Source organism: Nocardia sp. NBC_01377 (genome assembly GCF_045040005.1).
Lineage (GTDB): Bacteria > Actinomycetota > Actinomycetes > Mycobacteriales > Mycobacteriaceae > Nocardia > Nocardia noduli.
The window spans coordinates 3,162,474-3,176,306 of the sequence record NZ_CP109566.1 but is presented as its reverse complement, the minus strand read 5'-3'; the positions used below and the strand labels follow the sequence as shown (position 1 = coordinate 3,176,306).

The 13,833-nt window shown below is 67.5% G+C and carries 11 protein-coding genes and 3 pseudogenes; 3 read left to right on the top strand and 11 right to left on the bottom strand.

Annotated features, from left to right (window positions below; genetic code table 11):
* Positions 1-67: 67 nt before the first annotated feature.
* From OG225_RS14925 to OG225_RS14910, 4 genes are all read right to left on the bottom strand, one after another.
* Entirely contained in the window at positions 68-1,888 is a 1,821-nt protein-coding gene (locus OG225_RS14925; protein WP_405182200.1) for an acyl-CoA dehydrogenase family protein, read from the bottom strand.
* Positions 1,889-2,778: 890 nt separating this feature from the next.
* Positions 2,779-3,525, bottom strand: coding sequence for a GntR family transcriptional regulator (locus OG225_RS14920; protein WP_405182199.1), 747 nt, complete (start codon positions 3,523-3,525; stop codon positions 2,779-2,781).
* Between the two features lie 46 nt (positions 3,526-3,571).
* Positions 3,572-4,750: an acyl-CoA dehydrogenase family protein gene (locus OG225_RS14915; RefSeq protein ID WP_405182198.1), complete on the bottom strand. Its 1,179-nt coding sequence runs from the start codon at positions 4,748-4,750 to the stop codon at positions 3,572-3,574.
* A gap of 24 nt (positions 4,751-4,774) precedes the next feature.
* Positions 4,775-5,965: a CaiB/BaiF CoA transferase family protein gene (locus tag OG225_RS14910; RefSeq protein WP_405182197.1), complete on the bottom strand. Its 1,191-nt coding sequence runs from the start codon at positions 5,963-5,965 to the stop codon at positions 4,775-4,777.
* Positions 5,966-6,301: 336 nt separating this feature from the next.
* On the opposite strand from OG225_RS14910, the pseudogene OG225_RS14905 reads away from it, so the two are divergent.
* Both OG225_RS14905 and OG225_RS14900 read left to right on the top strand, forming a co-directional pair.
* A pseudogene (locus tag OG225_RS14905) lies at positions 6,302-6,921 on the top strand (TauD/TfdA dioxygenase family protein).
* Between the two features lie 80 nt (positions 6,922-7,001).
* A pseudogene (locus OG225_RS14900) lies at positions 7,002-7,100 on the top strand (NAD(P)-dependent oxidoreductase); the annotation flags it as partial.
* 81 nt (positions 7,101-7,181) lie between these two features.
* On the opposite strand, the gene OG225_RS14895 reads toward OG225_RS14900, so the two are convergent.
* The 3 genes and pseudogenes from OG225_RS14895 to OG225_RS14885 all read right to left on the bottom strand — a co-directional run.
* Positions 7,182-7,751, bottom strand: a complete 570-nt coding sequence (locus OG225_RS14895; protein ID WP_405182196.1) for a carboxymuconolactone decarboxylase family protein — start codon at positions 7,749-7,751, stop codon at positions 7,182-7,184.
* Between the two features lie 82 nt (positions 7,752-7,833).
* Positions 7,834-8,376 carry a VOC family protein gene (locus OG225_RS14890; protein ID WP_405182195.1) on the bottom strand — a complete coding sequence of 181 codons (543 nt, stop codon included), beginning with the start codon at positions 8,374-8,376 and terminating at the stop codon, positions 7,834-7,836.
* 95 nt (positions 8,377-8,471) lie between these two features.
* A pseudogene (locus tag OG225_RS14885) lies at positions 8,472-9,128 on the bottom strand (acyl-CoA thioesterase); the annotation flags it as partial.
* A gap of 29 nt (positions 9,129-9,157) precedes the next feature.
* On the opposite strand from OG225_RS14885, the gene OG225_RS14880 reads away from it, so the two are divergent.
* Complete coding sequence (locus OG225_RS14880; RefSeq protein ID WP_405183276.1) at positions 9,158-9,751, top strand: TetR/AcrR family transcriptional regulator; 594 nt, start codon at positions 9,158-9,160, stop codon at positions 9,749-9,751.
* A 48-nt stretch (positions 9,752-9,799) separates the two neighbouring features.
* Here OG225_RS14880 and OG225_RS14875 read toward each other — a convergent pair whose 3' ends face one another.
* From OG225_RS14875 to OG225_RS14860, 4 genes are all read right to left on the bottom strand, one after another.
* Positions 9,800-11,014, bottom strand: coding sequence for a CaiB/BaiF CoA transferase family protein (locus OG225_RS14875; protein ID WP_405183275.1), 1,215 nt, complete (start codon positions 11,012-11,014; stop codon positions 9,800-9,802).
* 77 nt (positions 11,015-11,091) lie between these two features.
* Positions 11,092-11,268, bottom strand: a complete 177-nt coding sequence (locus OG225_RS14870) for a hypothetical protein (RefSeq protein ID WP_405182194.1) — start codon at positions 11,266-11,268, stop codon at positions 11,092-11,094.
* Between the two features lie 25 nt (positions 11,269-11,293).
* Positions 11,294-12,364 carry a tartrate dehydrogenase gene (locus OG225_RS14865; RefSeq protein WP_405182193.1) on the bottom strand — a complete coding sequence of 357 codons (1,071 nt, stop codon included), beginning with the start codon at positions 12,362-12,364 and terminating at the stop codon, positions 11,294-11,296.
* On the bottom strand, positions 12,361-13,833 hold the full coding sequence (locus OG225_RS14860; protein WP_405182192.1) for an NAD-dependent succinate-semialdehyde dehydrogenase: 1,473 nt from the start codon (positions 13,831-13,833) through the stop codon (positions 12,361-12,363). Before OG225_RS14860 ends, OG225_RS14865 begins: the two co-directional genes overlap by 4 nt.

The window sequence follows — 13,833 nt, the reverse complement described above, 5'->3', positions numbered from 1 at the left end:
CGAACGTTCGCGTACCGTCCCTGGTGGCGAGTGACACCGCCACCAGGTGAACGGCCCGGATCCGTGGTCAGGCCACCGAACTCAGCGCATTCGCGCACTGCGTGACGTAGGTATCGCTGTCGAACGCGGTCCGCAGGGATCCGGCATCGAGTTCGAACGCGGCGACGAGTTCGGCGAGATGAGGAGCCAGTCGGTCGTGCAGCGTGCTGCGGATGTCGCGCAACGAGCGTGACGTCCGGGGAATCGGACCATCGGGGAACAGGTCCGCGCCATGAGCCTGGAATTGGCGAACAGCGAAGAGCGTGATCAGATCCTCGACGATCTGTCGGGAGCCGACGGGCAGCAGGGCCGCTCGCGCGGCCAGCGCGCGCGCCGCCCGATGCGTGGTGTGCGCTTCGGCTGCGGCCAGAGCCAGGTCGTAGACGCTGTCCCAGCGTTCCTGCCGATCGCCGGTGGCGGCGAGGAAGGTCTGCGACGTTTTGTGGTGCAGATAGGTCGCGCGCGCATCCAGCCAATCCAGCCAGCGCTCGGCGGAATCGATATCACAGGGCTCGGAGTCGTCCCACGAGCCCGGTTTCCATTCGTCGGGCAGCGACAGGCGCCGGTAGGCGGCGAGCAGCGCGATGACGTAGCTGTCGCCTTCAGCGGTGGCGGCGGCATCACGAAGGGCGCGGAACTCCACGATCTTGTTGTGCGCGAACACGCCCTGGGCCCCGAGCCTGTCTCGCACCTCGCTGCACACCCGCAAGGCGGTGGAGGTCGCGACGTACTTCGTCAACGACACGAGATCGGTGAGCTCCGGTGCTTGTTCGTCGAGCTGGGCGTCGCCGGCTTCGGCGAACGCGTCGACGGCGAGTTCGACCGCGGTGGTCGCGACATAGGTGTCGGCGACGGCATCCAACAGGGGCGATCGATGGGCCGGAACCTGTGCCAGCGATATCCGGGTGCCGACCATGCTCGCGATATCTCGCTGAGTGGCGTGGCGTACGGCGGTGGCGAGGGCGGCCCGGGAAACCGCGGCGGCCATGGCCGAAATGCATAGTCGACCGACCCGCACTCGGCTGATGGCACGCCAGACCTGGTTGTCACCGGGGATCGGCGAGACCAATCGGTTGTTCTCGTCGATATGTGTTCCGGTGTGCGACAGCAGGCTTTCGCGTGACAGGCGCACGTGATCGAAACGGGTCAGCGAGTTGTCCATTCCGAGGCCGGGTTTCTCGGGCAGTGGCCGAATGGTGATACCCGGACGAACCGTTCCGTCCGAATCGGCCAGCCACACCAGGAACGGATAGGTGCCGTGGTCGACTCCCTCCAGGATCAGCCGGGCGAAGACCACTCCGAATCGTGCGACTCCGTCCACCGGCGGCGGGGCCGTCGTCGGCATGAACTTGATCGCCGTATCGGTCGGTGTGTGCAGGATGAACCCGCCACCGTCGGCCGGGTCGAAGACGGCGGTCGTCTCCAGGTTGTTGAGGTCGCTGCCGTGGCCGACCTCGGTCAGGACATAGGCGCCGACGGCGCGGCCTTCCAGTAGCGCTGCCAGAGCCTCGGCCACGTCGCCGGTGTTGGAGTGTTGCTCGAGCAACGTGCCGAGAACGAGGTTGACCTGCACCGTGAGCAGGGCCCCCAGATGTGGATCGACGACGGTGGCCTGCTCGTGCAACGTCACCAGATCACGCAGATCGGAGATGCTCTCGGTGGGCGCCAAGCGGGGCAGCATCCCCAGGTAGCGTTCGTATGCCCGCTTTCCCGGATTCTGCGTGGCGGCCCACCAATCCTGGTCGAAATCCGCCTCGGTGAACATCTTGTTGTATTGCTGGGCCACGGTACGTCTGTCGCCGAACAGCATTTCCGCGAGATTACTCGCGTTCTCGTGCGAATCCATCATTCCGCCTTCTACTCATTGCCGAATCCTCTACGGCAGCAAGGTCGACCCCCGAAAGAAGCTTTGCCCCGGATATGCCAGGCAAAGACATGCACCTTTCAGATGGTAGCAAGCACGAATGAAAACGCAACTGTGAGAACAGGTTTCGGCTTTCGTTGAATTGTTTGCGGGGTCGCCGAATCGCCGCACGGGATTCGCGCCGCAGCGGCCCGCCGCCGAACGGCGAAAGCTTGCGAGAAAGTCGATAGAAGCGCAGAACCGGTGCGGGGGAGGATATTCAGTCCCCCGAACGGGGAGTAGCGATGGTCCGGTGTCGCGGGATCATCACCCACCTCTCTGCGGCAAAACACTCGGGCGAAGCCGGGCTCTCACCGCCGTCGAGACAGTCTTGCGGCGAGGATTCTCGCTACGAGGCCTTGCCGGGATGGCCGGAAGGATCCTGTCGAGGAGATCGTGACCCGGCGAACACGGGGCGACGAACAGGTCTGCCGCGCACTGCAGTTGCGATACTCACCGCGATCGGGCAGTATCTTGCTGCGACGACGCGCGTAGGGCGCGCACAGTGCTGCGACCCGGATCTTCTGCACACATTCCGAACTCCCCTGCTCATGCCACTACGGTCGGATTCGACGCCCACTCCCGACGAATCCGACCGGTCTAGCGATAACGACTCGACCGCAGTATGTTTCGGTCTGCCAGGTTCGAATCATACTCATCGACATCGAGCCCTGCTGTCCGAAACAATCGGCGGCAACCTCCCATACGCCTCCCGGCAAACACCGCGCAGGTCCCAGGACCGCCGACCACACTGTCCTGGCCCCCTGTCGACACGGGGAAGTGCTTGCCTCACATAGCGATTACGGCGCCATTGCCGTCAGCGCCGCGCATCGGCCTCAGCGGTTGTCGCGCCCCAGGGTCACGCGATACGTGTAGTGCTCGGGCAGGAAGTGGCTGATCGACAGTTCGACCGGTTCGCCCAGATCGTTGGAGTAGAGGCGGTCGACGCGCAGCATGGGATGTCCGACGGGGCAGCTGAGCGCGTTGGCGACCTCGGCGCCTGCCGGGGCGACGGTGATGGACTGTTCGGCTTCGGCGATCGGGCTGGCCAGGCGTGGGTCGAGCAGGCCGATGACGGTGGCGGTGCTCACCGCGCCCGCCTGGAGTTCCGCGACGTCGGCGAGCAGTTTGGCGCTGTGGGGTGTCAGGTGCAGGGAGGTGAGGACGAAGGGGATGTCGTCGTGCAGGCGTCGGAAGGTCAGTGAGTACTGGATGTCGGAGTCCAGTCGCAGTCTGCTCGCCGCGTCGATGTCGACCCGGCGCCGCATGGGGGTGACGATCTGCATGACCGTGTCCAGCGACAGGCTCATCAGATCTTCGATGGAGCCGAGCCTGCGCAGGTAGCGGCCGCTGTCGGCGGCGGCGAAGCTGCCACGGCCGGGCACCCGGTAGACGATGCCTTCGGCGACGAGGTCGACGAAGGCCCGCCGGATCGTCTGCCTGCTGAGCCGGTACTGCTGGGCCAGTTCGGCTTCGGTGGGCAGGCGGACGCCGTCGGGGAATTCGCCCGCGCTGATCCGGGTGCGTAGCTCACTGGCCACGAGCTGGTAGGCCGGCGCGGTGTCGCTGCGCTTCACGGTCATGGTGGCGGCCATCCTACCAGCGGGTTCGGCGTCGTTTCGGCGTGGATCATCCTGCGGGGCGCACCCGTTGGATCGGTTCGACGCCGCGTTCGACGAGTTGCGCGGCGATGACATTGCGTTGGATCTCGTTGGTGCCTTCTCCGACGATCATCAGCGGCGCGTCACGGAAGTACCGCTCGACGGAGAATTCGGTGGAATAGCCGTGACCGCCGTGGATTCGGATGGCGGACAGGGCGATCTCCATGGCCGCTTCGGAGGCGAACAGTTTGGCCATTCCCGCTTCCATGTCGCAGCGCTGCCCGGCGTCGAATCGGTCGGCGGCGGCGAGGGTCAACTGCCTGGCGGCCGCGAGTTTGGTCGCCATATCGGCGAGTTGACTGCCGACGGCCTGATGTTTCCAGATCGGCACACCGAAACTCTCACGCCCCCGGGCGTATTCGAGCGAATCCTCCAGGGCCGCGCGGGCCACGCCGAGCGCGCGGGCGGCGACCTGGATGCGGCCGGTTTCGAGTCCCTTCATCATCTGGGCGAAGCCGCGGCCTTCCTCGCCGCCGAGCACGCTGTCGAGGCCGATGCGGTAGTCCTGGAACGACAACTCGCAGCTCTCGACCCCCTTGTAGCCGAGTTTGGGCAGGTCGCGGGAGACGGTGAGGCCGGGCCCGTGTTCGACGAGCAGGATCGACATGCCGGTGTGCCGGGGGACCGCGGCCGGGTCGGTCTTGCACAGCAGGGCGATCAGCCCGGAGCGGCGGGCGTTGCTGATCCAGGTCTTGGATCCGTTGACGACGTACCGGTCACCGTCGCGGCGCGCGACGGTGGACATGGCCTGTAGATCCGATCCGCCCGACGGTTCGGTCAACGCCATGGTGGCGCGGATCTCCCCGGTCGCCATGCGCGGCAGGTAGCGGCGCTTCTGTTCCTCGGTGCCGAAGGCCAGCAATAGTTTCGCGACCACCGTGTGCCCGCCCATCGCGCCGGCCAAGCTCATCCAGCCGCGCGCCAATTCCTCGGTGACGTGCACGTAGCACGGCATCGACACCGAGGCCCCGCCGTATTCCTCGGGAATCGCCAGCCCGTAGATGCCGATCTGCTTCATGTGCTCGATCAGCGCCTCGGGGTATTGGTTGGCGCGTTCGAGTTCGGCGACGACGGGTTTGACCTCGCGGTCGACGAACTGGCGGACGGTGGTGACGAGGAACAGTTCCTCGTCGGTGAGTGCGGTCATCGTCGTGATCTCCGTTCGGATGGGTCAGATGGTTCGGTCCGCGCGCAGTCGCGCGATATCGGCGTCGGTGTAGCCGAGTTCGGCCAGGATGTCGCCGGTGTGCGCGCCGACATCGGGAATCGGTCCCATCACCGCGGGCACATCGCCCAGGATCGCGGGCGGCAGCGGTGCGCGGATCGGTCCGGCCGGGGTCTGGACCTCGCGCCAGCGGTCGCGTTCGACCAGGGCGGGGTGTTCGAGGAATTCGGCCACGGAATTCATCCGCGCGTTGGCCACGCCGGTCCGGTCGAGCAGGGCATAGGTCTGCGCGGTGGTCAGTGTCGAGAGTCGGGCGGTGATCAGCGCGTTGCATTCGGCGCGGTGGGCCACGCGCGCGGAATTGGTCGCGAAACGCGCGTCGGTGGCCAGGGCGGGATCCTCGAGCACTTCGGTGCAGAATGCGGCCCATTCGCGTTCGTTCTGGATGGCGAGCAGGACGGTGCCGTCGGCGGTGTCGAAGGGTCCGTAGGGCGCGACCGTCGCGTGTTCGGCACCGAAGCGGGCGGGCTGGTTTCCGCTGTTGTCGGTGTAGTACAGCGGTGAGCCCATCCATTCGGTCAGCGCGTCGAACAGGGAGACCCGCACCGGTGTGGCGACGCCGGTGCGCAGGCGGTGCAGCAGGGCGGTGAGGATTCCCGAGTAGGCGTACATTCCGGCGGCGATATCGGCGACGGAGATGCCGACCTTGGCCGGTGTCTCGGGTGGGCCGGTCAGCGACAGCAGTCCGGTTTCGGCCTGTACGAGCAGGTCGTAGGCTTTGCGGTCGGCCGAGGATCCGCCGCTTCCGTATCCGGAGATATCGCAGACGATCAGGTCCGGGTAGCGCTGGGCGAGCGAGTCGGCGTCGAGCCCGAGCCGGGCCGTCGCGCCGGGACCGAGGTTCTGCACGAGCACGTCGGCGCCCGCGACCAGGCGTTCGAGGATCTCGCGGCCGCGATCGGATTTCAGGTCCAGCGTCAGGGATTCCTTGGAGCGGTTGAGCCAGACGAAGTAGCTGGATTGGCCGAGCACGCTCTCGTCGTAGCGGCGGGCGAAATCTCCGACTTCCGGGCGTTCGATCTTGATGACGCGGGCGCCGAGGTCGGCGAGTTGACGGGTCGCGAAGGGGGCGGCCACCGCCTGTTCCAGGCTCACCACGGTGATGCCCTCCAGGGGAGGGCGGGCCGATGCGGTCACAGGTTTCCTTTCCACCGATACCGAACGCCGATAATGTACGGCCAATTGTCCATCGGCGCATCCCCGCCCTCGCCGTCTTGACCGATGGCCCGACCGGGCGCATATTGTGGCGCGCTCACCGGCTCGAACTCCGCCGTGACGGCAGAGCCGTATGTTTCGCTTATTGGCCACACAAATACCGTGGCGGGTGAGGAGAACACCGTGGTGCAGACACATCCTGCATACCTGAACGGGCAGGACTTCCCCGTGCCCGACACCTACGACAACATCGATCCCTCGACCGGCCGGTCGCTCGGGCCGGTCGCCCGGTGCGGTCCCGAACGGGTCGACGCGGCCGTGGCCGCCGCCACCATCGCACTGTCCCCCGGCCTGGGGGTCGAGGTCGTCGGTGTCGACGATCTGCTCGAGCCCACGGTGGTCACCCGATGCCTCGAGGCGCTGAAATGGCGTGGCGTGCTGCTGATTCGCGGCCTGCACGTCGACGGCGACGCGCGACTGGCGTTCAGCCGCGCGCTGGGCACGGTGCTCGCCCCCGGCGGCAAGGAGATCTTCACCGTCTCGCTCGCTACGAGGGCCTGCGCGTGGTGCACGGCTTCGAGGCGGCGCAACGACTGGTCAATCCCGAACCCACCGAACGACAGCTCGCGGGTCTGCGCTCGGTGCCGACGCACGAGACCTCGCTGGTGTGGAAACGTCGCGACGGGCGACACTCGCTGGCCATCGGCGCGACCGCGGACCACATCGTCGGCATCGATCCCGAGAGCAGCCGCGCGCTGCTGGACGAACTGCTGGCCTGGTCGACCCAGGAACGGTTCTGCTACACCCACGACTGGCAGGTCGGTGACGTCGTGGTCTGGGACAACACCGGCATGCTGCATCGCGCGCTGCCGTACGACCCGGCCTCCGAACGCACCATGCAGCGCACCACCATCGCCGGAGAGGAACCATGGGCGTGATCCCGGCGATCACCCACCCGAGAGCGAAGGACAGCGATGGATCAGGCGAGGTATGACGACGGACTGGCGATCCGGCGGGGGGTGTCAAAGCGGGCCTGGACCCGGCCGTCATGATCGAGGTCTTCAACGCCGGATCCGGCGCCACCCACACCAGCCGGGACAAATTCCCGCGCGCCGTCGATACACCGGTCCGATCCCGCGCGAGGAAGTGTTCTCCCCGCCGATCCTTCCGCCGGATCCCCTGAGGCCACCGACGATTGTCACCGTGACGAATATCGGGGCGATTCGTCGTCTCGGCGTTCCGGCATCGCGCAGGCCGCGCCCTCCGATATTCCGGTGGGCCGAACACCGAGCCCCTGATTGAGGCGTGCCCGCTGGTTCTCCCACGCGACGGCCGTCGCCAATTCGGTCAACTGGGCCTTGGACAGGTGCCGCAGCAGGTCCGCGCGCAGATCGTCCAGATCGACCGCGGGTGTCGCGGACATCGCCTCGGCGAAGGCCAGCACCGATTTCTCCACGTCGGTGTACGCCGCGCTGGTCCGGTAGCGCGGCAGATCGACGATCTGCTGTTCGGTCAGTCCGCCCGAACGCGCGAGCGCCGACCCGATATCCAGACAGAATTCACAATTGACCATTCCGGCGGCCTTCAACTCCGCCAAATCCTTCAGCCGGGGATCGAGCCGGTTCGACAGCAACAGCATCGACTCGTACACCCCGGTCGCGACCAGCAGTTGTGGCCGCCGGATCAACCATCCGCCCAGATCCGAGCGATGGCGTTTGGCATTGCCCAACGCCGCCAGCGTGTGCCGCATCCGTGTCAGTGCCCGCATGAGCGTCTCCCACTGTCACCGCCCGGGCCCGCTCCCGGACTCTGTCATTTCGACACTACGCCCGGTAGTAGACGGTGGACAGTCACTCGCCGTCTTCGGGTGGTGTGGTGTAGCCCTCGCGGGTCAGTATCCGGATCGGATCGCTGCCGTCCCAGTTCGCGCACGTATTCGAGATCTTCTCCAGGTTCGCCAGGAAACTCGGCTTCTCCTCGACGACCTCGGTGAAGTAGCCGAAGTCCGCGACGGTGTCGTAGAAGGCGACGCGTTGTCGCGCGGTGTCGATCTCGCACGCCAGTTCGTAGCCGAATCCGTCGTAGCGCGCCTTCGTGTCCTCGTACCGCGCGGTCAGCGTCGCAAGGTGGTGCACCCCCGATTCCGGCCGGCCGTACCGTTGGCTCAGATCACGAAAGACGCTGGGCCTACCGGAATACGGCTGGATCAACTCGATCTGCACGGGGCCCGCCTGGGCGATGCCGATGCGGATGTCGAGTGTCCCCGACCCGCCGCGATAGGCGCAGTCGGCCTGCACGCGGGGCATGATGTGGAACGGCCCGACCTCGCAGACCCGCGCCCATTTCGCCGCCGCGGCGAACAGATCCTCGACGACATAGCCGATCTGGAACACCCGCGGCCCGCGGCCGGGGCCCGTCGGGTCGAACGGCGGGTGCGGGACGGCGGTCCTCGTCGGCTCTCCGGCCCGGGCACGCGGATGAGCGCCTCCTGGGTCGTACTCGCCACGTGGTGGCCGTCCTCGTCGTGGATCGTGCCCCGGATCAGCGCGCGTTCCCCGGAGACGGTCACCAGATCCTGGGTGTGCACGTGCCAGCGATCGAATCGGACGGGCCGGTGCAGCCACACCGCGTGATCGAGGCTGACGGCGACCAGCGAGGTCAGCGGTACCGGCAGTGGGTAGGAACGCAAGGCCATGTCGAGCAGGAAGTAGTCCGTCGCGTACGCCAGCAGGGCGGTGTGCAGGACCGGGTCCTCACCCACCGATCGCGGCAGACGCATCCAATGCGACCGGGGGCCGTGGGCGCGGGCTCCGCCGAGGAAATAGGGAGCCTCGCCGATCCGGATCTCGAGTGGGGGAGGGGTGTGCACCCATCCGAGGGCGTTCGGCGCCGCGTCGGGCGGGGCACCGCGTGCCAAATCCTGGAGCAGGGGAAGCTCTTCGGGCGCGGGGACGGTGGGAGCGGGCGCGGTCGAGTGCGGGGTGGTCGACACGGTGCCGAAGGAGGTCATCGCGACCAGCAGCGGTCGGCCCGACTGCGATACCGAGACCTGCCGGGTAGCCATCGACCGACCGTCGCGCACGGCGTCGACCGTCAGGTCGAGCGTCTGATGGTTGTCGCCGGGATGGACGAAATAGGCGTGCAGCGAAGCGGGTCGACGCCACCCGCGAGGCGATCCTGGTCGCGGCCGAACGCCTGTTCGCCGAGAACGGGATCGCGCCGGTGTCGCACCGTCAGATCGGTGAAGCCGCCGGACAGGGCAACACCGGCGCGGTGGGGTACCACTTCGGGGCCAAGATCGACCTCGTCCGCGCGATCGCGCGCGGGCACGGTGAGCCGATCGAGCGCCGCCGCTCCCGGATGGTCGCCGCAGCAGCCGATTCCATCGATCTGCGCGAGTGGGTGGCGTGCCTGGTGTGCCCGACGACCGAACATCTCGCACGGCTGAAATCGCCGACCTGGTACGCGTGGTTCACCGCCCAGGTGACCTCCGACCCGCTGTACCGGGAGGTGATCGGGGAGGAGATACGCGCGTCCGGATCGGTGGCACGCATCGTCGAGGGATTCGACCGATGCCTGCCCGACCTGCCCCACGAAGTACATCGGGAACGCGGCGATATCTCCCGCCTGCTCATCGTGCACATGTGCGCCGAACGCGAACGCGCGCTGGCCGACGGCGAGCAGGTGACGCGCCCCACGTGGGAAGCCGCCGCGTCCGGGTTGATCGCGGCGATCGTCGGCCTGTGGCAGGCCCCGCACGACATTTGAGCCACCGCGCCACGCTTTCGCACCTCCGCGCCGACCGCGTCGGGGGTGTCAGGCGATCGCGCCGGAGTTCTTGAGCGCTTCGATACGCTCCCAACCGATTCCGAGTTCCATGAGCACTGTCTCGGTGTGTTCGGAGGCTTGGGGGGCGCGGGTGGTCTCGAGGGGTTCGTGGTTGAACTGGACCGGTCCGCGGACCACCTTGAACGGTGCGCCGCCGTCGGCGGCGGGCACCTCGGCGATCATGTCGTTGGCGATGGCCTGTTCGTCGGTGCCCAGGTCGACCAGGCTCGCGAACGGCGCCCACTGGCCTTTCATGGTCTTGAGGTGTTCGCGCCAGTAGTCGAAGGACTTGTCCGCGATGGCGGCGCCGATCAGGGCGACGGCGGCGTCGGCGTTCTCGAACAGGGCCGCGACCTCGCCGAAGCGTGGATCCCGCGCGGCCTCGGGCAGGCCGAGGTGTTCGAAGGCGTCACGGATGTAGCCGGTGGGGCTGACGATGCACAGGTTGATGGTGCCCCCGTCGGAGGTCGTGTAGTTGCCGAGGAGCGGATTGACCGATCCCCCGGTGGAATTCGGCATCGCCGACCGCATGGTGACGCCGCTTTCCATCCCCTGGGTGACGCTGGCGCCCGCCGCCCACCACGCGGTGCTCAGCAGCGAGACGTCGATCTCGATCGCCTCGCCGGTGCGTTGCCGATGGAACAGCGCCGCCGAGATTCCGCCCGCGATATTCATTCCGCCGATCGAGTCACCGAACGCGGGGATGCCCTGGCTGAGCGCGCCGCCGAGTTCTTCGGGGGTCAGCGCGTGTCCGACGCCGCTGCGGGTCCAGAAGGCGGTGCCGTCGAATCCGCCGGTGTCGCGTTCGTCGCCCTTGTCGCCGTAGGCGCTGCCACGGGCGTAGATGATGTCCGGGTTGACCGCGCGGATGTGTTCGATATCGAATTTGTTCTTCTGCCGTTGCGCCGGAAGGTAGTTGGTGAGGAACACATCGGCGGTTCTCGCGATCTCGTAGAGCACCTCGCGCCCCTCGGGTGCGGAGACGTCGATGCCGACGCTGCGTTTGCCGCGGTTGGGGTGCTCGATGAGGGGGTGACGGTCCGGGTCGAGTGCGAGTCCGCCCATGTTGAGGAAGCCGCGTTGGGTGTCGCCGCGGACGGGGTGCTCGATCTTGATGACGTCGGCGCCCCAGTCGGCCAGGATCGCGCCCGCCGCGGGGACGAAGGTGAACTGGGCGACTTCGAGTACCCGGACGCCCTGCATGACTTTGGTGCTCAACTCGACTCCTTACCGAAATTCTGTTCGCGGCCCGGATGCCCGGACCGTGGCGGCGCGGATGCTCAGGTGCTCGGTCCGAGCACGTAGCGCCCGGCCTCGGGGTGGTGATACCAGCCGCCCGCCGCGGCGGTGCCTCCGTCGACATCGGTACTCGGTGACCCCACCGGTCGGAGATCGGACGAACCATCCGCGGCGCGGCCGCCCTCACCGCCGTGGGATCCACCATTCCAGATAACCATGTTCTCGCCGTATGCCCGACCGGTCCTACGGCGTTGCCACGCGCGCCAGTTCGGCGGCCCGCTCGGCGATGGCCGTGCCCAGTTCCTCGGTGGTCGAGGTGCCGCCGAGGTCGGGTGTGCGGATACGCCCTTCGGCGAGGATCTCGCAGACCGCGCGGTCCGCGGCGGCCGCCGCGGCGTGTTCACCGAGGTGTTCGAGCATCATGGCCCCGGCCAGGATCTGGGCGACCGGGTTCGCGATGCCCTGTCCGGCGATATCGGGGGCGCTGCCGTGTACCGCCTCGAACATCGACGGCACGCTGCGATCGGGATTGATATTGCCCGAAGGGGCCAGGCCGAGCCCGCCGGTGACCGCGGCCGCGAGGTCGGAGAGGATGTCGCCGAACAGGTTCGAGCCGACGATCACATCGAGGCGATCCGGGTGCAGCACGATTTCGGCCGCCAGCGCGTCGACGTGCATGCGCCGGGTCGCCACGCCGGGGTATTCGGTCGCGATCCGGTCGAAGATGTCATCCCAGTACGGCATCGAATGGATCAGTCCGTTCGATTTGGTGGCCGAGCAGAGTCGGCCGCCGCGTTCGGTGGCCCGTTCGAACGCGTACCGCATGATCCGTTCGCATCCGACCCTGGTGAACACCGATTCCTGGAGGACGAATTCGTCGGGCCTGCCCGGATTGTGGGTGCCGCCGATCTCGGAGTATTCGCCTTCGGAGTTCTCCCGCACGATCAGGATGTCGAGATCGTCGGCCGTGCGGTCACGTAACGCCGATGCGGTGCCCGGCAGCAGTCGGACCGGGCGCAGGTTGACGTACTGCCCGAACGCGCGGCGCAGCGGAATCAGCAGCCCCCACAGCGAAATATGGTCGGGCACACCGGGGAATCCGACCGCGCCGAGGAAGATCGCGTCGAATCCGGCCAGCTGTCGGGGCCCGTCGGCGGGCATCATCGCGCCGGTGCGCAGATAGTTCTCACACGACCAGTCGAATTCGGTCCATTCGATTCCCGGTACCGCCGCGTCGATGACCTCGACCGCCGCGGTGGTCACGTCCACGCCGATCCCGTCGCCGGGGATGGTCGCGATTCGCCGATTGCTCACAGTCGCACTCCGATGTATTTGGTTTCGAGGAATTCATCGATACCGGTGAGGCCGCCCTCGCGGCCGAGTCCGGATTCCTTCACCCCGCCGAACGGCGCGGCCGGATTCGACACCACCCCCTGATTGAGGCCGACCATTCCGGTGTCGAGGGCCTCACAGACCCGCAATCCGCGGCGCAGGTCCTGGGTGAACACGTAGCTCACCAATCCGTAGGGTGTGTCGTTGGCCCGGTCCACGACCTCGGATTCGGAGTCGAAGGTGGTGATCGCCGCGACCGGGCCGAAGATCTCGGTGTGGAAGAGTTCGGCGTCCTCGGGCACGCCGGTCAGCACGGTCGGGGGATAGAAATGTCCGGGGCCGTCGGTGCGCGCGCCTCCGACGAGGACGGTCGCGCCGCGTCCGACAGCGTCGGCGACGAGTCGTTCGACCTTGGCGACCGCGTCGCCGTCGATCAGCGGACCGACGAGGACTCCCGCGTCGGTGCCGCGCCCGATCGGCATGGCCGACAGTCTGGTCGCCAGCCGTGCGGCGAATTCGTCGGCGATGCCGCGCTGCGCGTAGACGCGGTTCGCCGCGGTGCAGGCCTGTCCGGTGTTGCGCATCTTCGCCGCGAGCGCGCCTTCGATCGCCTCGTCGAGATCGGCGTCGTCGAACACGATGAGGGGGGCGTTGCCGCCGAGTTCCATCGAGGTGCGCATCACCGTGCGCGCGCACTGTTCGAGCAGGCGCTTGCCCACTTCGGTCGAACCGGTGAAGGACAGTTTGCGTGAGCGGCCGTCGAGGATCAGCGGTGTCATCACCGGGCCGGGATCGGAGGTGGTGAGCACGTTGACCACTCCGGCGGGCACACCGACCCGGTCGAGGATCTCGGCCAGCGCCAGCATCGACAGCGGTGTCTGCTCGGCGGGTTTCACCACGCAGGTGCAGCCCGCCGCCAGCGCGGGGCCGATCTTGCGGGTGCCCATGGCCATCGGGAAGTTCCATGGCGTGATGAGCAGGCTGGGCCCGACGGGCTGCCTGGTGACCACGAAACGCGAGCCGCCACCGGGGGCGGGCAGGTATCCGCCGTCCAGGCGTACCGCTTCCTCGGCGAACCAGCGGAAGAACTCGGCCGCGTAGGCGATCTCGCCGCGTGCCTCGGCCAGTGGTTTACCCATCTCCATGGTCATCACGAGGGCGAGGCGTTCGGTGTCGTCGAGCAACGCACGGTGCGCGCGCATGAGCAGATCGCTGCGTTCCCTGGGGGGAGTGGCGGCCCAGCCGGGTTGCGCCCGCGACGCGGCGGTGAGCGCGTCGAGTCCGTCGGTGGGTGAGGCGTCGGCGACCTCGCACAGCACCGCGCCGGTGGCCGGATCGATGACGGGCAGCGTCGCGGAGGTGTCGCGCCACCGGCCATCGATATACAGACCGGTGGGCACGCTCGCGACGGCGCGTCGTTCCGCGCCGGTCAGCGTTGTTTCGGCAAGCAT